This window comes from Spiroplasma endosymbiont of Zeiraphera isertana, assembly GCF_964030805.1.
Taxonomy (GTDB): Bacteria; Bacillota_I; Bacilli_A; order Mycoplasmatales; family VBWQ01; genus Spiroplasma_E.
The window spans coordinates 889,460-906,782 of record NZ_OZ034965.1 but is presented as its reverse complement, the minus strand read 5'-3'; the positions used below and the strand labels follow the sequence as shown (position 1 = coordinate 906,782).

Sequence of the window (17,323 nt, the reverse complement as noted above, 5' to 3'; positions counted from 1 at the left end):
AAAACATTAGCACTTGCAATAGTTAATTGCTAAAATATCTAATTTTTGATTTATACTATACTATTACAGCAGCACTTATTAATTCATATTTAATTTATACTAGTAGTATTTTATTACATTTATTTTTTTTTTGATAATTTTTACTTTTTGAAAAAAATAAACGATAAAATAACCTAATTATTAAATTGGTAATTAGGTTATATAATAATTATCAAATTAAATTAAGCACTTGTTGTTTGATTTTGGTTTTTACCGTTACTTTCTCATAATAAATCAAAGGCTTTATTACGTTTTAGGGTAGTAGTAACTAAACTTAAATCTTTAATATTTGCTTTAACTTCTTCAATGCTTATTTTAAATTGGTCGGCAAATGTTGTTAATTGTTTTTGAACTTCTTCTTCGGTAATTTCTATTTTTTCTTGTTTAATAATTTCTTCAATAACTAAAAAATTCTGAAGTTGCATAATTGCATCCTTTTTTATTTCATTAATAATTTCTTCATGAGATAAACCGGTTGCTGCCATATAGTTTTCAATTGTAAAGTTTTGATTAGCTAATTGTTTTTTAAATTCATTTTCTAAACGTTCAGTTTCATTTTTAACAGCAAAACTTGGAATTATTATTTTTGAATCTTTAACGATTTTAGCAATAAGTTCTTCCATAAATTGTTCCTTAATTGTCATTGTTTTTTGTACTTCAATTTGTTTTTTAATATTTTCTAATAATTGTTCAGTAGTAGTAACATCTGGAATGTTAACATCTTTTACTAATTCTTCTAAATCTTCATTAATAACTTTTGTTTTTATTTCGTTTAATTCAATTTCAAATTGTACTAATTGACCTTTTAAATTTGGAACATGATAATCTTTTGGGAAAGTTACTTCAATAGTTTTTTTAGATTTAGGTTCCATACCGATCATTCCTTCTTCAAAACCAGGAATAAATTTACCAGAACCAATTTCTAATTCCATGTTTTTAGCTTCACCGCCAGGGAATTTTTTACCGTCTAAAAAACCAGTGAAATTAAAAACTGCAGTATCATCTTTTTCTAATTTTCCTTTTTCTTTTGGATTAAAAATAGCAAAACGATCTTGTAATAGTTTAATTTGAGTATCAATTTCTTCTTGATTAACAGTTGCTACGGGTTTTACTATATCAATACCACGATATTTACCAATAGTAATTTCTGCTGGTAAATCAAATACAAACATTATTTCACACTCTTTAATAGTATATTTTTCCACATTAACTTCGGGTTGATTAGTAGGCATTAAGTTAGGTTTTTGTTTTAAGGCAAAATCATAAGCAATAGTAATAACTGCTTTAGTTGCTGTTTGTAAAGTTTGTTCTTCAGTTACATGTTTTGTAGCCATTTTAGTAGGAACTTTTCCTTTACGAAATCCAGGAATTTCTACTTGTGCAATCAATTTATTTTCAGCTTTTGCCAATTGATCTTTTCAAGTTTTAGTATCAATGGTAACATGTCATTTTCCAAGACCATTTTTTTCATCTTTTATAATATTTAATGTCATTTTTCAAATCTCTCCTTATGTAATTTGTTGTTGAATCATAATACTTAAGTATTTTTTTATTAAAGTAGTAGTAGTTTTAAATTTTTTAGCACTTTCTACCAATTTTACACTAATAAACTGGAAACTACAAGCACGAATATACAAAGCAGCTGCTAATGCTGCTGCTTGATTTTTATTAGGTAATGTTGGAAACAAATTCTCAAAATAACTATCCAATAAAAACAAGCAAATACCATAAATACCTGGATTATCAATATGAACTTAATCTTCAAATATTTTTGTAATTTTTAAATAAACGAGTGATTCCTGTCATTGTGTTATTTTTTTTGGATTAATTTTAAATGTATCATGACCTTTTATTACTTCTATTTCTTCGTCAATACCTTGATTATTTAATATAAATAATAGTTGTGTTTTATTTATATTATTTATATTTTTATTTGTAAGATAAATCTTAATTGTTGGCAAAATTAACCTAGCATTATGACTTTGTAAATAATAAAATGCCACCGGATGAAGATCTTCATCAAATGGATTCATTAATACACGACTTATTCTCTCTAAATTTCACTCATGACTTTCATTTTTGCTATTTAATCTAATATGAGTAGTAATATTATGATGTAACTCTTGTAATGTAATTTCATGATGAATAGGAATATAAGGTATCTCTAATTCATGTTTGACCAACTTCATTGCTTGATCTCATTTATTTTCACTAATGAGGTGGTTAATTTTACCAATAATGTCTTGATAATAATTGTCATGATTTATCATTATTTAGTTAAACCTTCTTAGTATTTTAAAATTTAATGGCGCCCACGAGAAGATTCGAACTTCTGACCCCCGCCTTAGAAGGGCGGTGCTCTATCCACTGAGCTACGTGGGCATAACATTTACCATAAGTAATCTTAACTTGTTTGATTAAAAAATGCAATTATTAATTGGTTACTTTTCAATAAAAAAATAATATTATTATATTTAATATTATTTTGATATTTCATTAGACTTGGTGCAAAACTAAGGTAATTCAAAATTATATATTCCTGCTATTAAATTAAATCTTAATGCAAATCTTCGTATTTTATTGCGATATTTTAAACTTAAAATTTTAAAACGTTTTAGTTTAGCAAATACGTGTTCAATTTTAATTCTAATTTTACTTAAAGTTTTATTGTATTCTTTTTGAATTGGTGTTAATTGATTGTATTTACTTTTTTTAAATGGCAAAAATGTATTTTTATGAATATTTTGTATACCTTGATAACCCGAATCAACAAAAACTTGTTTTTCTGGATGAATAAAAGTTTTAGATTTTAGAAGCAATTTAAAATCATGAATGCTTCCAAAACAAAAAGCAGTTGAAATAATTTTTCCATTGGAAATATCAATAATTATTTGGGATTTGAGAGAATGATGTTTCTTTTTACCTGAAAAAAGTAATTTTAGTTTTTTTTAATTCTTTCAATTGGAGTTTCAGTAGCATCAATAGCTAACAAATTATTATTAGTACCTTTATTTTTTGTTAAATCTTTTTTTCCAGGTAAATTAAAAAGGCTTTTATCCCTTTATGTACTATTTTTAAATTTTATCACATAAATGGAGATAAAAGCCTACCTAGGAAATTATCCCCGCATGTATTTAAATCAAACACAAAATTACAGTTTCAAAACTAGGTATGTTATTGAATTTATATGCTGATTCTTTTGCATATAAATGAATATTGTGCTTTGAAACTCTTATGTGTGTTCGGAAAGTTCGTCGGATGTGCTTTCATGCTGATTCAATCTGGTTTGTGTTTACACCTGTTGGTGACACATACCCAACTTCATGATTTGCGATTTCATGTTTGGGATAGAAGTTTTTGAAACTTACATATCCCTTCCAAGAATCCGTAAATAGACAGCACTCAGTAAAAATGTGTTTCAATGCAAATCTTAAAAGGTTTTTTTCATCTGCATTTTTCAGCACCTTAACAATTAGTTTGTTGCTGGTTTTCTCATAAACTCCAACAATCAAAGTTTTATTCAACAAGGATCTTCCTTGTTTTTTAAAACCTAAATGTGAAAGATACATTTCATCCATCTGTGCTGTGCCATCAACAATGAAACCTGCATCTTGATTTCCAATTCTAGTCCTGATTTCATGACACATTCTTCAAGCTGTTTTATAGGTAACACCCAATTCCCTTGCAACATCGGTTGCTGGTATGCCATGCTTTGTGTTTATTCATCTAAAGATGAGATAAAACCGAGATGTCATTTGGGTTTGTGACTTATAAAAAATGGTTCCATAAAGAATACTAAATGTTTGGTTACAGTTCAAACATCGTATTCTTCTCAAATCAGAAGTATTCAAACTAGAAGAAGCACACCTGATGCATTTCATTATTTTCAAATTCGCTATATATTTCAAACAATCGTTTTCAGTTTGAAATATGCTATTGAATTCATTTCAATTCATTTTTTCCTCCACACTAGTACATGTGGGGATAATTTCCATTAAAAATTCCGCTTTTTATTAAAATATTTTCAATTCAAAAAATATTACGAATGCAACTAGTATGACTAATATTATATCTTTTTGCAATAACTCTATAACTACTATAGTCTTTTCAATATTCTAAAGTCATTAATAAACGCTCTTCAATTACAATTTTATTTTTTCTACCACCATAATATTTTTGTTTAGACTCAGCAATTTTTAAAATTTCAAACATTTTATAAAATGTTTGTGGCTTTATGCCGACTAAACTATAAAATTCTTGATCATCTTTATATTTTTTCAACATAATAACTATCACCTTTAATATTAATAATAATCGTTAAATTGTTAAAATTAAAGGTTTTGCACCCAGTCTATTTAATAATCCCATACAATTAGATAAAAGTAGTACTTTATTAGACTTGGTGCAAAACTAAGGTAATTCAAAATTATATATTCCTGCTATTAAATTAAATCTTAATGCAAATCTTCGTATTTTATTGCGATATTTTAAACTTAAAATTTTAAAACGTTTTAGTTTAGCAAATACGTGTTCAATTTTAATTCTAATTTTACTTAAAGTTTTATTGTATTCTTTTTGAATTGGTGTTAATTGATTGTATTTACTTTTTTTAAATGGCAAAAATGTATTTTTATGAATATTTTGTATACCTTGATAACCTGAATCAACAAAAACTTGTTTTTCTGGATGAATAAAAGTTTTAGATTTTAGAAGCAATTTAAAATCATGAATGCTTCCAAAACAAAAAGCAGTTGAAATAATTTTTCCATTGGAAATATCAATAATTATTTGGGATTTGAGAGAATGATGTTTCTTTTTACCTGAAAAAAGTAATTTTAGTTTTTTTTAATTCTTTCAATTGGAGTTTCAGTAGCATCAATAGCTAACAAATTATTATTAGTACCTTTATTTTTTGTTAAATCTTTTTTTCCAGGTAAATTAAAAATTCCGCTTTTTATTAAAATATTTTCAATTCAAAAAAATATTACGAATGCAACTAGTATGACTAATATTATATCTTTTTGCAATAACTATATAACTACTATAGTCTTTTCAATATTCTAAAGTCATTAATAAACGCTCTTCAATTACAATTTTATTTTTTCTACCACCATAATATTTTTGTTTAGACTCAGCAATTTTTAAAATTTCAAGCATTTTATAAAATGTTTGTGGCTTTATGCCGACTAAACTATAAAATTCTTGATCATCTTTATATTTTTTCAACATAATAACTATCACCTTTAATATTAATAATAATCGTTAAATTGTTAAAATTAAAGGTTTTGCACCCAGTCTATTTAATAATCCCATACAATTAGATAAAAGTAGTACTTTATTAGACTTGGTGCAAAACTAAGGTAATTCAAAATTATATATTCCTGCTATTAAATTAAATCTTAATGCAAATCTTCGTATTTTATTGCGATATTTTAAACTTAAAATTTTAAAACGTTTTAGTTTAGCAAATACGTGTTCAATTTTAATTCTAATTTTACTTAAAGTTTTATTGTATTCTTTTTGAATTGGTGTTAATTGATTGTATTTACTTTTTTTAAATGGCAAAAATGTATTTTTATGAATATTTTGTATACCTTGATAACCTGAATCAACAAAAACTTGTTTTTCTGGATGAATAAAAGTTTTAGATTTTAGAAGCAATTTAAAATCATGAATGCTTCCAAAACAAAAAGCAGTTGAAATAATTTTTCCATTGGAAATATCAATAATTATTTGGGATTTGAGAGAATGATGTTTCTTTTTACCTGAAAAAAGTAATTTTAGTTTTTTTTAATTCTTTCAATTGGAGTTTCAGTGGCATCAATAGCTAACAAATTATTATTAGTACCTTTATTTTTTGTTAAATCTTTTTTTCAAGGTAAATTAAAAATTCCGCTTTTTATTAAAATATTTTCAAGGCTTTTATCCCTTTATGTACTATTTTTAAATTTTATCACATAAATGGAGATAAAAGCCTACCTAGGAAATTATCCCCGCATGTATTTAAATCAAACACAAAATTACAGTTTCAAAACTAGGTATGTTATTGAATTTATATGCTGATTCTTTTGCATATAAATGAATATTGTGCTTTGAAACTCTTATGTGTGTTCGGAAAGTTCGTCGGATGTGCTTTCATGCTGATTCAATCTGGTTTGTGTTTACACCTGTTGGTGACACATACCCAACTTCATGATTTACGATTTCATGTTTGGGATAGAATTTTTTTTAATTTTCAAAAAAACTCTTGATGAAATAAAAAAAATCATCAACCTGGCCTAAAATTTGATTTTATTTAATTTTGGGATTTATTTTTTTTACAAACTGAAATATAATGCTTCAGATTTTGCATAAGGTGATATTTTATAATGTTGGTATTTAAATTTTCATAAATTGAGGTAATTTTGAATATTGGTAAATCCAATGCCATGATAATGAGTAATAAATTCTTTTAAACTTGATTGTATTTTACTGATATTACTTAAATTTTTATAATTTAATTCTTTATTTTCTTTTGATTTAAATTTCTTGAGAGTACATTTGGTTTGTTTAGCTACTGTATCATATAGTATTTGCATATCACAAACTATAATTGATTTTTCTTCGATAAGCTTAGATGTTAAATTTTCTTGTACTCATTTTTTTGTTAATCTTTTAGTATTTGTTGTTTGAGCATAAATATTTTTATTTTCATCAATTGCCATTTCAATACAACAGTTTAAATCTTTAGCATTTTCTTCAATTCATTTTTTTCTTGGATCATCTGGATTTTTGAAATTTCCTTTATGAATTTCTTTGATAAAAGTTTCATCAATTTCAATTCTACCTTTTAATTTTGTGAATGGTTTTTGTGTTTTTGCTAATTGTGATGATTTCATAAATTTTTGACGATTAAATCATGCTGATGTTTTTGAAATTTTAGCAAATTGAGAAATAGTATAAGCGGATTGACCTAACAATGACAATCAAATTATTCAATCTCATTGTTCATGAGATAAATGACTTCAATGTAAAAAATGATTTCTTAAAGCATCAAAGCTACTTTTACAATCTTTGCATAAATATTTTTGCTTATTATTCTTAAAACCATTTTTTACACATCAATAAGATTTACAATTCGGACATTGAATTCCTTTTTCTTTAAATTTTTTATCAATTGCATCTAATTTTTCTTTTTTCTCAATTTGTTTAATTCTATTTTTAAAATGTCTAATAATTTTTATAAATTCTTCATCTTTTTTGTTTTTTAAAACATCAATTAATTCATTATTAGTCACAAAAAATCACCCCTGATATAAAAATATTACTTTTAATTTAAAATTAAAAGTAATATCAAGATTTTTTGTGAAAATTAAAATTTTTCAGCACCTTCACAATTAGTTTGTTGCTGGTTTTCTCATAAACTCCAACAATCAAAGTTTTATTCAACAAGGATCTTCCTTGTTTTTTAAAACCTAAATGTGAAAGATACATTTCATCCATCTGTGCTGTGCCATCAACAATGAAACCTGCATCTTGATTTCCAATTCTAGTCCTGATTTCATGACACATTCTTCAAGCTGTTTTATAGGTCACACCCAATTCCCTTGCAACATCGGTTGCTGGTATGCCATGCTTTGTGTTTATTCATCTAAAGATGAGATAAAACCAAGATGTCATTTGGGTCTGTGACTTATAAAAAATGGTTCCATAGACTTGGTGCAAAACTAAGGTAATTCCAAATTATATATTCCTGCTATTAAATTAAATCTTAATGCAAATCTTCGTATTTTATTGCGATATTTAAAACTTAAAATTTTAAAACGTTTTAGTTTAGCAAATACGTGTTCAATTTTAATTCTAATTTGACTTAAAGTTTTATTGCATTCTTTTTGAATTGGTGTTAATTGATTGTATTTACTTTTTTTAAATGGCAAAAATGTATTTTTATGAATATTTTGTATACCTTGATAACCTGAATCAACAAAAACTTGTTTTTCTGGATTAATAAAAGTTTTAGATTTTAGAAGCAATTTAAAATCATGAATGCTTCCAAAACAAAAAGCAGTTGAAATAATTTTTCCATTGGAAATATCAATAATTATTTGGGATTTGAGAGAATGATGTTTCTTTTTACCTGAAAAAAGTAATTTTAGTTTTTTTTAATTCTTTCAATTGGAGTTTCAGTAGCATCAATAGCTAACAAATTATTATTAGTACCTTTATTTTTTGTTAAATCTTTTTTTTCAGGTAAATTAAAAATTCCGCTTTTTATTAAAATATTTTCAATTCAAAAAATATTACGAATGCAACTAGTATGACTAATATTATATCTTTTTGCAATAACTCTATAACTACTATAGTCTTTTCAATATTCTAAAGTCATTAATAAACGCTCTTCAATTACAATTTTATTTTTTCTACCACCATAATATTTTTGTTTAGACTCAGCAATTTTTAAAATTTCAAGCATTTTATAAAATGTTTGTGGCTTTATGCCGACTAAACTATAAAATTCTTGATCATCTTTATATTTTTTCAACATAATAACTATCACCTTTAATATTAATAATAATCGTTAAATTTTTAAAATTAAAGGTTTTGCACCAAGTCTCATAAAGAATACTAAATGTTTGGTTACAGTTCAAACATCGTATTCTTCTCAAATCAGAAGTATTCAAACCAGAAGAAGCACACCTGATGCATTTCATTATTTTCAACTTCGCTATATATTTCAAACAATCGTTTTCAGTTTGAAATATGCTATTGAATTCATTTCAATTCATTTTTTCCTCCACACTAGTACATGTGGGGATAATTTCCATTTTCAATTCCAAAAATATTACGAATGCAACTAGTATGACTAATATTATATCTTTTTGCAATAACTCTATAACTACTATAGTCTTTTCAATATTCTAAAGTCATTAATAAACGCTCTTCAATTACAATTTTATTTTTTCTACCACCATAATATTTTTGTTTAGACTCAGCAATTTTTAAAATTTCAAGCATTTTATAAAATGTTTGTGGCTTTATGCCGACTAAACTATAAAATTCTTGATTATCTTTATATTTTTTCAACATAATAACTATCACCTTTAATATTAATAATAATCGTTAAATTGTTAAAATGAAAGGTTTTGCACCAAGTCTATTTACTAAAATTCAAGAAATGGAAATTAAAGAAAATCTTGGATATGAAATTAATTTAAACCAAAAAATAAAATTAGAAACAAAAATTCAAAAACTAGAGAAAGAAATTGAACAACTTAAAAATAAGATTTAGTTATTCAAAAATTCTAAATTAAAAACCCGTAATCATGGATAAATTTATTTGTTAAATATTTTTATATAATAGACTTGGTGCAAAACTAAGGTAATTCAAAATTATATATTCCTGCTATTAAATTAAATCTTAATGCAAATCTTCGTATTTTATTGCGATATTTTAAACTTAAAATTTTAAAACGTTTTAGTTTAGCAAATACGTGTTCAATTTTAATTCTAATTTTACTTAAAGTTTTATTGTATTCTTTTTGAATTGGTGTTAATTGATTGTATTTACTTTTTTTAAATGGCAAAAATGTATTTTTATGAATATTTTGTATACCTTGATAACCTGAATCAACAAAAACTTGTTTTTCTGGATGAATAAAAGTTTTAGATTTTAGAAGCAATTTAAAATCATGAATGCTTCCAAAACAAAAAGCAGTTGAAATAATTTTTCCATTGGAAATATCAATAATTATTTGGGATTTGAGAGAATGATGTTTCTTTTTACCTGAAAAAAGTAATTTTAGTTTTTTTTAATTCTTTCAATTGGAGTTTCAGTAGCATCAATAGCTAACAAATTATTATTAGTACCTTTATTTTTTGTTAAATCTTTTTTTCCGGGTAAATTAAAAATTCCGCTTTTTATTAAAATATTTTCAATTCAAAAAATATTACGAATGCAACTAGTATGACTAATATTATATCTTTTTGCAATAACTCTATAACTACTATAGTCTTTTCAATATTCTAAAGTCATTAATAAACGCTCTTCAATTACAATTTTATTTTTTCTACCACCATAATATTTTTGTTTAGACTCAGCAATTTTTAAAATTTCAAGCATTTTATAAAATGTTTGTGGCTTTATGCCGACTAAACTATAAAATTCTTGATCATCTTTATATTTTTTCAACATAATAACTATCACCTTTAATATTAATAATAATCGTTAAATTGTTAAAATTAAAGGTTTTGCACCAAGTCTATTATAGAACTAACACAATTTAATTTTTATATAAGTGTCCTTTTTAATTTTACAATTAAAGTTTAAAAAAAACAAATGAAAGCACTTACAACAAAACAAATTCAAGCATTTACAACAGAACAAATAAAAAATTTCAGTTATAATAAGTTTTCGCTACTAGAAAAAGGAATAAGAAAAGCATTAAAAACAATTAATAATCAATTAACAATAGAATATGATTTTTATGAATTTAAATTTCAAATTGAATCATTAACTCCAAAACAATTAGAATGATTTACTTCTAATCAAAAGGCAGCATTTACCAAAGAACAAATACAAGTTTTTACAAAAGAACAAAAAAGCTTTTAATAAACCATCTATACAAACAAGAAATCAACAATTAAATTCAAATTTTAATGTGAATAATATAAATGCTATTTTTGAAACCGAATCATTACCTAAAACAAATAATCCAATAATACCTTCATGATAAAAAGTAATGCCTAATATTTAGGCATTACTTTTTATTGCAATTAAATTATTTTGTTTTTATTTTTTATAACTAAAATTTCATACTTTTTTTATATAAGAATAAGAATAAGAATTTTAATTAAGTTATAATTAAAATATGAAATTTGATTAAACATTAGAATAATGATTTAATATATTTTAATTAAAATATAGTTATTATTGTCAATTATTTAGTATTAAGAGAGGGAAAAATATATGAATCAAGATTTGCAAAAACTTTTCCATGAAATGGATTTTAATGATGTTAATAATGAATTTAATCATGCTACTATTAAAAAAGTACAATATTTTCATCATAATCAACAAGTAATAATTACCATCAACTTACCTAATTTTCTAACAACTACTACTTTAAAAAGTTTTGAACAACATTTTGAAAAATTACCTGTTTCGAATATTAGTGTCGATTTTAATGTTTCCCTTACTGCTGATGAATCAACTGTATTAACATATTTTCATTATATTAAAACTCATAAATTGCAACTATTAGCTGGCATTTATTATTCTTTACCCGACTCAGCAATTAATTATAAAAATAATATTATTACCATTACTATTCATAATAGTATTGAAGAAAAATTAATAACTAATGAATTTTTACAATTTATTAACTACTTTCAACAATATGGTTTTAAAAAAATTCAATTAAAAACTAAAATAAATAAAGCAGAGCAACCATTTATTAGTTATGAAAACGAATCTAAAGCAGAAATTAGCAAAATTACTAACAATTTAAAAACTAAAATTCCTAACAACAATATAAGTAAAAATTTTAATACAACTACTTATCGCAAAAAAGCAAAAGTTAATTTAGAAATAACAGACCCAACTCATAGCATTAAAGATATCATTGGCGATGAACCCAATATTATTATTGGTGGTAAAGTTTTTACAATTAATAAATTTTTAACTAAAACTCAAAAATGATTTTATTCATTTTTAATTACTGATTATAGTGATGCAATTACTTGCAAAGCATTTATTAATAGCGATCAACCAGATGAGAAATTTGATAATATTAAAGTTGATGATTGAATAAAAATTAATGCTAATAGTCGTTATGATAATTATAGTAAAGAACAAGTACTATGAATTGATGATTTAATTATTGATTTAAATAATAAAAATACTAACAATAATGATGATGCTAAAACTAAAAGAATTGAATTTCATACTCATACTAAAATGAGTGCTATGGATGGTATTACTTCAGCAAGTGATTATATTAATCAAGTAGCTAAATGAGGACACCAAGCAATTGGTTTTACTGATCACTTAAATGTACAAGCATACCCAGATATTGCTAATGCCGCTAAAAAACATCCAAACTTAAAAGTAATGTATGGTGTTGAAATGGATTTAATCCCCAATAATATTAGTATTACTAAAAATAATATTAATACACCATTATTAGATTTAGAATACATTGTTCTTGACTTAGAAACAACTGGTTTATCAACCAATTACCACGAAATTATTGAATTTGGTTATACAATTGTTAAAGACAATATGATTTTAAAACAAGATACAATTTTAATTAAACCTAATAATCCCGTACCTGAACATATTACTGAACTTACTAGTATTACCAATGTTATGTTAAAAGATAAACAAACATTACAACAAATATTGCCAACAATTATTGAAATAATTGGCAATAAAACAATAGTTGCTCATAATGCTAACTTTGACTTTGGTTTTTTACAAGCAGCAATGAAACAATTGGGTTTCATGCCTTTAAATAATCCTGTCATTGATACTTTGCAATTATCTAGAGCAATTCTACCACAACTAAAATATTATCGATTAGGTACTCTTTGTCGTACTTATGGCATTAAATATGATGATGAAATTGCCCACCGTGCTGATTATGATGCTAATGTATTAGCACAAGTATTTTTAAAAATGTTACAACAATTAAAAATAGAATTTAATTGTATTAATTTACAAGAAATTAATAACTTAATTAATGAACAAATTAATTTTAAACTTCGTGGTGAACATATTACTATTTTTGCAAAAAATCAATTAGGATTAAAAGATTTATATCAATTAGTTTCACTATCTCATACAAAGTATTTTTATAAAACACCAAAAATCATATCAGAAGCAATTAATGAAAATAGAAAAGAATTATTAATTGGTAGTAGTTGTATAAATGGTGCTGTTTTTGAAACAGCATTAAATAAAAGTGAAGAAGAACTAATTAAAATAATGAAATGATTTGATTTTATTGAAATCCAACCACCTGCTGTTTATAAACACTTAATACAGTTAGGAAATATTACTAAAGAACAATTACATGATACTATTAAAAAAATTATTAATAATGCTCTTAAATTAAATAAATTAGTAATTGCTACTAGCGATGCCCACTATTTACATCCCCATGAAAAAATGTATCGTGATGTTATTATTAATAGTAAAGCAATTGGTGGTTTGTTACACCCATTATTTGATCGTAAAGGTAAAGTTACATCATATCCCGATCAACATTTAAGAACTACTAATAAAATGTTAACAGAATTTAACTTTTTAGATGACCCTAATTTAATTAATGATATTGTTATTAATAATCCTTTGCAATTAGCAAAACAATTTGAAATGGTTAAACCGATTAAAGATGGCTTATTTACACCAAGTATTGTTAATGTTGATACTAAATTACGTAATCTTTGTTATGAACAAGCATGAAATCGTTACGGTAATCCATTACCAACATATGTAGAAAAACGTTTCACTCGCGAATTAGATGCAATTATTACTCATGGTTTTGCTGTTGTTTATTGAATTGCACACAAATTAGTAGAAAAATCTTTACAAGATGGTTATCTTGTTGGTAGTCGTGGCTCAGTTGGTTCATCTTTAGTAGCTACTTTTGCTAATATTACTGAGGTTAACCCACTACAACCACACTATTTATGCCCACAATGTAAAACTAGTGAATTTATTAGTAATGGTTCTTATAAGTGTGGTTATGATTTACCAAAAAAAATATGTTTACAATGCAATATTGATTTAATTACTGATGGTCATGATATTCCTTTTGAAACATTCTTAGGATTTGATGGTGATAAAACACCTGATATTGATTTAAACTTTTCTGGTGAATATCAAAATAAAGCTCATGATTTTACTAAAGAAATGTTTGGTGAAGAAAATGTTTTTCGTGCTGGAACAATTTCAACAATTGCCAATAAAACAGCTTATGGTTATGTTAAAGCTTATGCAGAAAAAATTGGTCAATCAGATATGCGTGCAGCAAAACTAGAGTTACTAAGTCAAGGATGTGTTGGTATTAAAAGAACAACTGGTCAACATCCTGGTGGTATTATTGTTGTACCAAAAGAATATAATATTAACGATTTTACACCAATTAATTTTCCAGCTGATGATACTAGTTCTACATGAAAAACTACGCACTTTGATTTTAATTCTATTCATGATAATTTATTAAAATTAGATATTCTAGGTCACGTTGATCCAACAGCATTAAAAATGTTAGAAAATTTAACTGGTATTGATCCAAAAACTATTCCTAATCAAGATGAAAAAGTTTTATCATTATTTTCTAATTTAAGTGCCTTAAATATTACTAGTGATGATTTACTTGGCGAAAAAACAGGAGCAATTGGTATCCCTGAATTTGGTACTGGTTTTGTTCGTAAAATGTTAAGTGATACATTACCTACTTCATTTTCTGAATTAGTACAAATATCTGGTTTATCACATGGTACTGATGTTTGATTAAATAATGCTGATGAATTAATTTCACAACAAGGTTTAAAACTAAAAGATGTAATTGGTTGTCGTGATGATATTATGACTTATTTAGTATATCAAGGCTTACCAGCAAAAATTGCCTTTAACATTATGGAAGATGTCCGTAAAGGAAAAGGCATTAAACAAGAATATGAAAAGTTAATGCAAGAAAAGAAAGTTCCTAATTGATACATTCAATCTTGCAAAAAAATTAAATATATGTTTCCTAAAGCACACGCTACTGCTTATGTATTAATGGCATGAAGAGTAGCTTGATTTAAAGTTTATTATCCGCATGAATATTATGCTACTTATTTTACAACAAGATGTGAAATTTTTGATATTAAAACTATGTTACAAGGCATTGGTGCTATTACTAATAAATTAAAAGATATTAATAACAGATTAAGAAAAAATGATGGTCAAAAAAATACAGTTACTACTAAAGAAAAAGATTTAATCCCATTATTAGAAGTAGCATTAGAAATGAATGCTAGAAATATTAAATTTAGCAATATTAGTTTAGAACATTCTGATGCTAAACTTTTTCAAGTTAAAATAATAAATGGTGAAAAACAAATTCTACCACCTTTTATTACTTTAGATGGATTGGGTGAAATTGTGGCTAATTCAATTGTTAAAGCAAGGAGTGAACAAGCAATTACTTCAAAAAATGATTTACAACTACGAACTAATATTACTAAAACTAATTATCAACTATTAAATGAGTTAGGAGTATTAGAACATTTAGAAGAAAATACACAATTAATGTTAGAATTATAATACAAAGAAAAAAGAAAAGATGTGGGATTATTATGTATAAATTAAGTAACAAAGCCAACTTTTATATACGTTTATCTGCATTAATAATGATAATTTTATTTTTAATTATTGATTTAATTAGTGCAATATATTATCCAATGGAAAAATTTGAAGATTTAGGATATGGTGAACGAGTAAGTAACTACTATGCTTTTTTTACTACTGAGAGTAATTATATGGTTGTTATTTATTTTTGTGTTTATTTATTTGATTCTTATTTTCGTGGTACTAAACCAAGTTTTCAAACTCGATTAGCAGTAACTGTTTATATTACTATTACGATGTTAGTATTTTGAATAGGTATTTTTACTGCTGAGCAAGATCCAAAACAATACAGTGCTTATAATTGAATTGCAACATTAATTTTACACTTATTAATGCCAATAATTATGATTACTAGCTTTATTGTTACATCAGGTCATCAATATATTAATATGAAACAACAACATAAAATATATTTATGATTAATTGTTATTTATCCAGCAATTTATTGTATTGTTATTCTAATTAGAGGTCATTTACGTTATTTAGATTTTATAGAAACTGGTCATCCACCAAGAGATACATGATATCCATATTTTTTCTTTGATTATTCAAATGGTGAATATGGATGATTAATCGCTGCTAGTGCCGTTGATTTTGTTTTTGGTTTAGTTTTCAGTTTACAATATTTTTATATTTGAATGAATAACTTAATGTTCAAACGTTATCAAACTTCTGAACATCGTTTATATGATTTTTATCAAAAAATATTACGTCAACTTAATAAAAAAAAGAAGGGAGGTTCCCAAAAAAGAAAAGCAAAATTAAAAAGAAAAGAAAAAAGTAAAAATTTAAAACATATCTTATATTCCTTACATGATAAATATTATTGATATAATTAAATAAAAAAGAAAAGTTAGGTGATTGTAATTGAAAATTAACTTGAAAACAATGTTAAAACATGCACAAATTAACAAATACGCAATCCCAAGTTTTAACTTTGATAATTTAGAAATGTTAATTGCAATTACTAATGCAGCCGAAAAACAAAAAGCACCAATATGTTTAATGATAACACCTAACACTATTAATTGTATTGATTTAAAATATGTACTTGCTATTATTAATAATGTTATTAATCGTGCAAAAGTACCAATTTTTTTTACAACTAGACCACTGTCTTGATCCACGCTTTATTAAAACTAAAATTACATCTGATTTTAGTTCAGTTATGTTAAATTACAGTAACTATACAATTAAAGAAAATATTGAAAAAACCAAAGATATTGTTCATTTTGATGCTCCTTTGGGTATTGTTGTTGAATCAGAGATTTTTTACAATCATACAAAAGGAGATATTACTAATGATATTAATTTAATTGAACAAGCCATATTATTTAGAAATAAAACTAATATTAATGGTCTTGTATTTACTGCTATCAATAGTCATCATCAAGATAATAGACAAGATTTAAAAATTTCTCTAATTAAAGAAATTGCTATTAAAATTCCTGAAATTTTTTTAGTATTACATGATAATGTTACTATTAATAATGAACAATTAGCTCTAGCAATTAAAGCTGGTATTACTAAAGTTAATATTAGCAGTGATTTAAGAAAGATTTATGTTGAAAGTCTAAAAAAAAGTTTGCAAACTAACTCTAATTTATCTAAACAAGACACCGACTTACCACTTTGATATAAAGCTACTATTTGTTTCTTAAATTCGTCGGTATATGAGTTAATATTGGCCATAATTATAGTTCCTTTCTTTTAACTAATTTGTTCACTTGTCTACGTAATTAGTGTCCAATAAAGTGTAACCTATCCCACACAAGAACAGAAAGTCAAGATCAACCTTCCACAAGTCAAGAACATGTTAATGGATATCATCAAGAAAATTTAGAAGTTAGAAATAAAGACAATATTAATTACACAAGAACAGAAAGTCAAGATCAATTTTCAACA

Annotated in this window: 25 protein-coding genes and 1 tRNA gene; 5 read left to right on the top strand and 21 right to left on the bottom strand. The window is 24.8% G+C overall.

Annotation, left to right across the window (positions count from 1 at the left end):
• Nucleotides 1–221: 221 nt before the first annotated feature.
• From tig to AAHM78_RS06165, 21 genes are all read right to left on the bottom strand, one after another.
• Nucleotides 222–1,532, bottom strand: coding sequence for a trigger factor (tig, locus tag AAHM78_RS06265; RefSeq protein WP_342254718.1), 1,311 nt, complete (start codon nt 1,530–1,532; stop codon nt 222–224).
• Between the two features lie 15 nt (nt 1,533–1,547).
• The gene (locus AAHM78_RS06260; RefSeq protein WP_342254717.1) at nt 1,548–1,748 is read right to left on the bottom strand and encodes a hypothetical protein; all 201 of its coding nucleotides are present in this window, start codon (nt 1,746–1,748) and stop codon (nt 1,548–1,550) included.
• Nucleotides 1,749–1,793: 45 nt separating this feature from the next.
• Nucleotides 1,794–2,309: a DUF3196 family protein gene (locus tag AAHM78_RS06255; protein ID WP_342254716.1), complete on the bottom strand. Its 516-nt coding sequence runs from the start codon at nt 2,307–2,309 to the stop codon at nt 1,794–1,796.
• Nucleotides 2,310–2,345: 36 nt separating this feature from the next.
• A tRNA-Arg gene (locus tag AAHM78_RS06250) sits at nt 2,346–2,421 on the bottom strand.
• A gap of 22 nt (nt 2,422–2,443) precedes the next feature.
• Nucleotides 2,444–2,566: a hypothetical protein gene (locus AAHM78_RS06245; protein WP_342254715.1), complete on the bottom strand. Its 123-nt coding sequence runs from the start codon at nt 2,564–2,566 to the stop codon at nt 2,444–2,446.
• Nucleotides 2,553–2,918, bottom strand: a complete 366-nt coding sequence (locus AAHM78_RS06240; RefSeq protein ID WP_342254958.1) for a transposase family protein — start codon at nt 2,916–2,918, stop codon at nt 2,553–2,555. The genes AAHM78_RS06245 and AAHM78_RS06240 overlap by 14 nt, the downstream gene beginning before the upstream one ends.
• A gap of 255 nt (nt 2,919–3,173) precedes the next feature.
• A complete protein-coding gene (locus tag AAHM78_RS06235; protein ID WP_342254714.1) occupies nt 3,174–3,890 on the bottom strand; it encodes an IS1595 family transposase in 717 nt (238 codons plus the stop codon).
• Nucleotides 3,891–4,008: 118 nt separating this feature from the next.
• Nucleotides 4,009–4,323 carry a transposase family protein gene (locus AAHM78_RS06230; RefSeq protein ID WP_342254713.1) on the bottom strand — a complete coding sequence of 105 codons (315 nt, stop codon included), beginning with the start codon at nt 4,321–4,323 and terminating at the stop codon, nt 4,009–4,011.
• Between the two features lie 126 nt (nt 4,324–4,449).
• Nucleotides 4,450–4,815, bottom strand: a complete 366-nt coding sequence (locus AAHM78_RS06225; RefSeq protein ID WP_342254958.1) for a transposase family protein — start codon at nt 4,813–4,815, stop codon at nt 4,450–4,452.
• A gap of 59 nt (nt 4,816–4,874) precedes the next feature.
• A complete protein-coding gene (locus AAHM78_RS06220) occupies nt 4,875–5,066 on the bottom strand; it encodes a hypothetical protein (protein ID WP_342254712.1) in 192 nt (63 codons plus the stop codon).
• Nucleotides 4,978–5,268 (bottom strand): transposase family protein, encoded by a 291-nt coding sequence (locus AAHM78_RS06215; protein WP_342254711.1) that lies wholly within the window; start codon nt 5,266–5,268, stop codon nt 4,978–4,980. The genes AAHM78_RS06220 and AAHM78_RS06215 overlap by 89 nt, the downstream gene beginning before the upstream one ends.
• A 126-nt stretch (nt 5,269–5,394) precedes the next feature.
• Nucleotides 5,395–5,760: a transposase family protein gene (locus tag AAHM78_RS06210; RefSeq protein WP_342254958.1), complete on the bottom strand. Its 366-nt coding sequence runs from the start codon at nt 5,758–5,760 to the stop codon at nt 5,395–5,397.
• 282 nt (nt 5,761–6,042) lie between these two features.
• A complete protein-coding gene (locus tag AAHM78_RS06205) occupies nt 6,043–6,219 on the bottom strand; it encodes a hypothetical protein (RefSeq protein ID WP_342253670.1) in 177 nt (58 codons plus the stop codon).
• Nucleotides 6,220–6,356: 137 nt separating this feature from the next.
• On the bottom strand, nt 6,357–7,316 hold the full coding sequence (locus tag AAHM78_RS06200; RefSeq protein ID WP_342252847.1) for an IS1595 family transposase: 960 nt from the start codon (nt 7,314–7,316) through the stop codon (nt 6,357–6,359).
• Nucleotides 7,317–7,359: 43 nt separating this feature from the next.
• Nucleotides 7,360–7,743 carry a hypothetical protein gene (locus tag AAHM78_RS06195; RefSeq protein ID WP_342254710.1) on the bottom strand — a complete coding sequence of 128 codons (384 nt, stop codon included), beginning with the start codon at nt 7,741–7,743 and terminating at the stop codon, nt 7,360–7,362.
• Between the two features lie 2 nt (nt 7,744–7,745).
• On the bottom strand, nt 7,746–8,111 hold the full coding sequence (locus AAHM78_RS06190; protein ID WP_342255066.1) for a transposase family protein: 366 nt from the start codon (nt 8,109–8,111) through the stop codon (nt 7,746–7,748).
• 59 nt (nt 8,112–8,170) lie between these two features.
• Entirely contained in the window at nt 8,171–8,563 is a 393-nt protein-coding gene (locus AAHM78_RS06185) for a transposase family protein (RefSeq protein ID WP_342253331.1), read from the bottom strand.
• Nucleotides 8,547–8,699, bottom strand: coding sequence for a hypothetical protein (locus AAHM78_RS06180; RefSeq protein WP_342254709.1), 153 nt, complete (start codon nt 8,697–8,699; stop codon nt 8,547–8,549). Before AAHM78_RS06180 ends, AAHM78_RS06185 begins: the two co-directional genes overlap by 17 nt.
• 118 nt (nt 8,700–8,817) lie before the next feature.
• Complete coding sequence (locus AAHM78_RS06175) at nt 8,818–9,105, bottom strand: transposase family protein (RefSeq protein WP_342254708.1); 288 nt, start codon at nt 9,103–9,105, stop codon at nt 8,818–8,820.
• A 287-nt stretch (nt 9,106–9,392) separates the two neighbouring features.
• Nucleotides 9,393–9,758: a transposase family protein gene (locus AAHM78_RS06170; RefSeq protein WP_342254958.1), complete on the bottom strand. Its 366-nt coding sequence runs from the start codon at nt 9,756–9,758 to the stop codon at nt 9,393–9,395.
• Between the two features lie 59 nt (nt 9,759–9,817).
• Nucleotides 9,818–10,210, bottom strand: coding sequence for a transposase family protein (locus AAHM78_RS06165; protein WP_342252835.1), 393 nt, complete (start codon nt 10,208–10,210; stop codon nt 9,818–9,820).
• Nucleotides 10,211–10,354: 144 nt separating this feature from the next.
• On the opposite strand from AAHM78_RS06165, the gene AAHM78_RS06160 reads away from it, so the two are divergent.
• The 5 genes from AAHM78_RS06160 to AAHM78_RS06145 all read left to right on the top strand — a co-directional run bounded on the left by AAHM78_RS06160 (nt 10,355) and on the right by AAHM78_RS06145 (nt 17,132).
• Nucleotides 10,355–10,627: a hypothetical protein gene (locus tag AAHM78_RS06160; protein ID WP_342254707.1), complete on the top strand. Its 273-nt coding sequence runs from the start codon at nt 10,355–10,357 to the stop codon at nt 10,625–10,627.
• A gap of 357 nt (nt 10,628–10,984) precedes the next feature.
• Complete coding sequence (locus tag AAHM78_RS06155; protein ID WP_342254706.1) at nt 10,985–15,334, top strand: PolC-type DNA polymerase III; 4,350 nt, start codon at nt 10,985–10,987, stop codon at nt 15,332–15,334.
• A gap of 32 nt (nt 15,335–15,366) precedes the next feature.
• Nucleotides 15,367–16,257: a Pr6Pr family membrane protein gene (locus AAHM78_RS06150; protein ID WP_342254705.1), complete on the top strand. Its 891-nt coding sequence runs from the start codon at nt 15,367–15,369 to the stop codon at nt 16,255–16,257.
• 49 nt (nt 16,258–16,306) lie between these two features.
• Nucleotides 16,307–16,555 carry a class II fructose-bisphosphate aldolase gene (locus AAHM78_RS16825; protein ID WP_281747907.1) on the top strand — a complete coding sequence of 83 codons (249 nt, stop codon included), beginning with the start codon at nt 16,307–16,309 and terminating at the stop codon, nt 16,553–16,555.
• Nucleotides 16,497–17,132: a class II fructose-bisphosphate aldolase gene (locus AAHM78_RS06145; protein ID WP_342254704.1), complete on the top strand. Its 636-nt coding sequence runs from the start codon at nt 16,497–16,499 to the stop codon at nt 17,130–17,132. The genes AAHM78_RS16825 and AAHM78_RS06145 overlap by 59 nt, the downstream gene beginning before the upstream one ends.
• Nucleotides 17,133–17,323 lie beyond the last annotated feature (191 nt).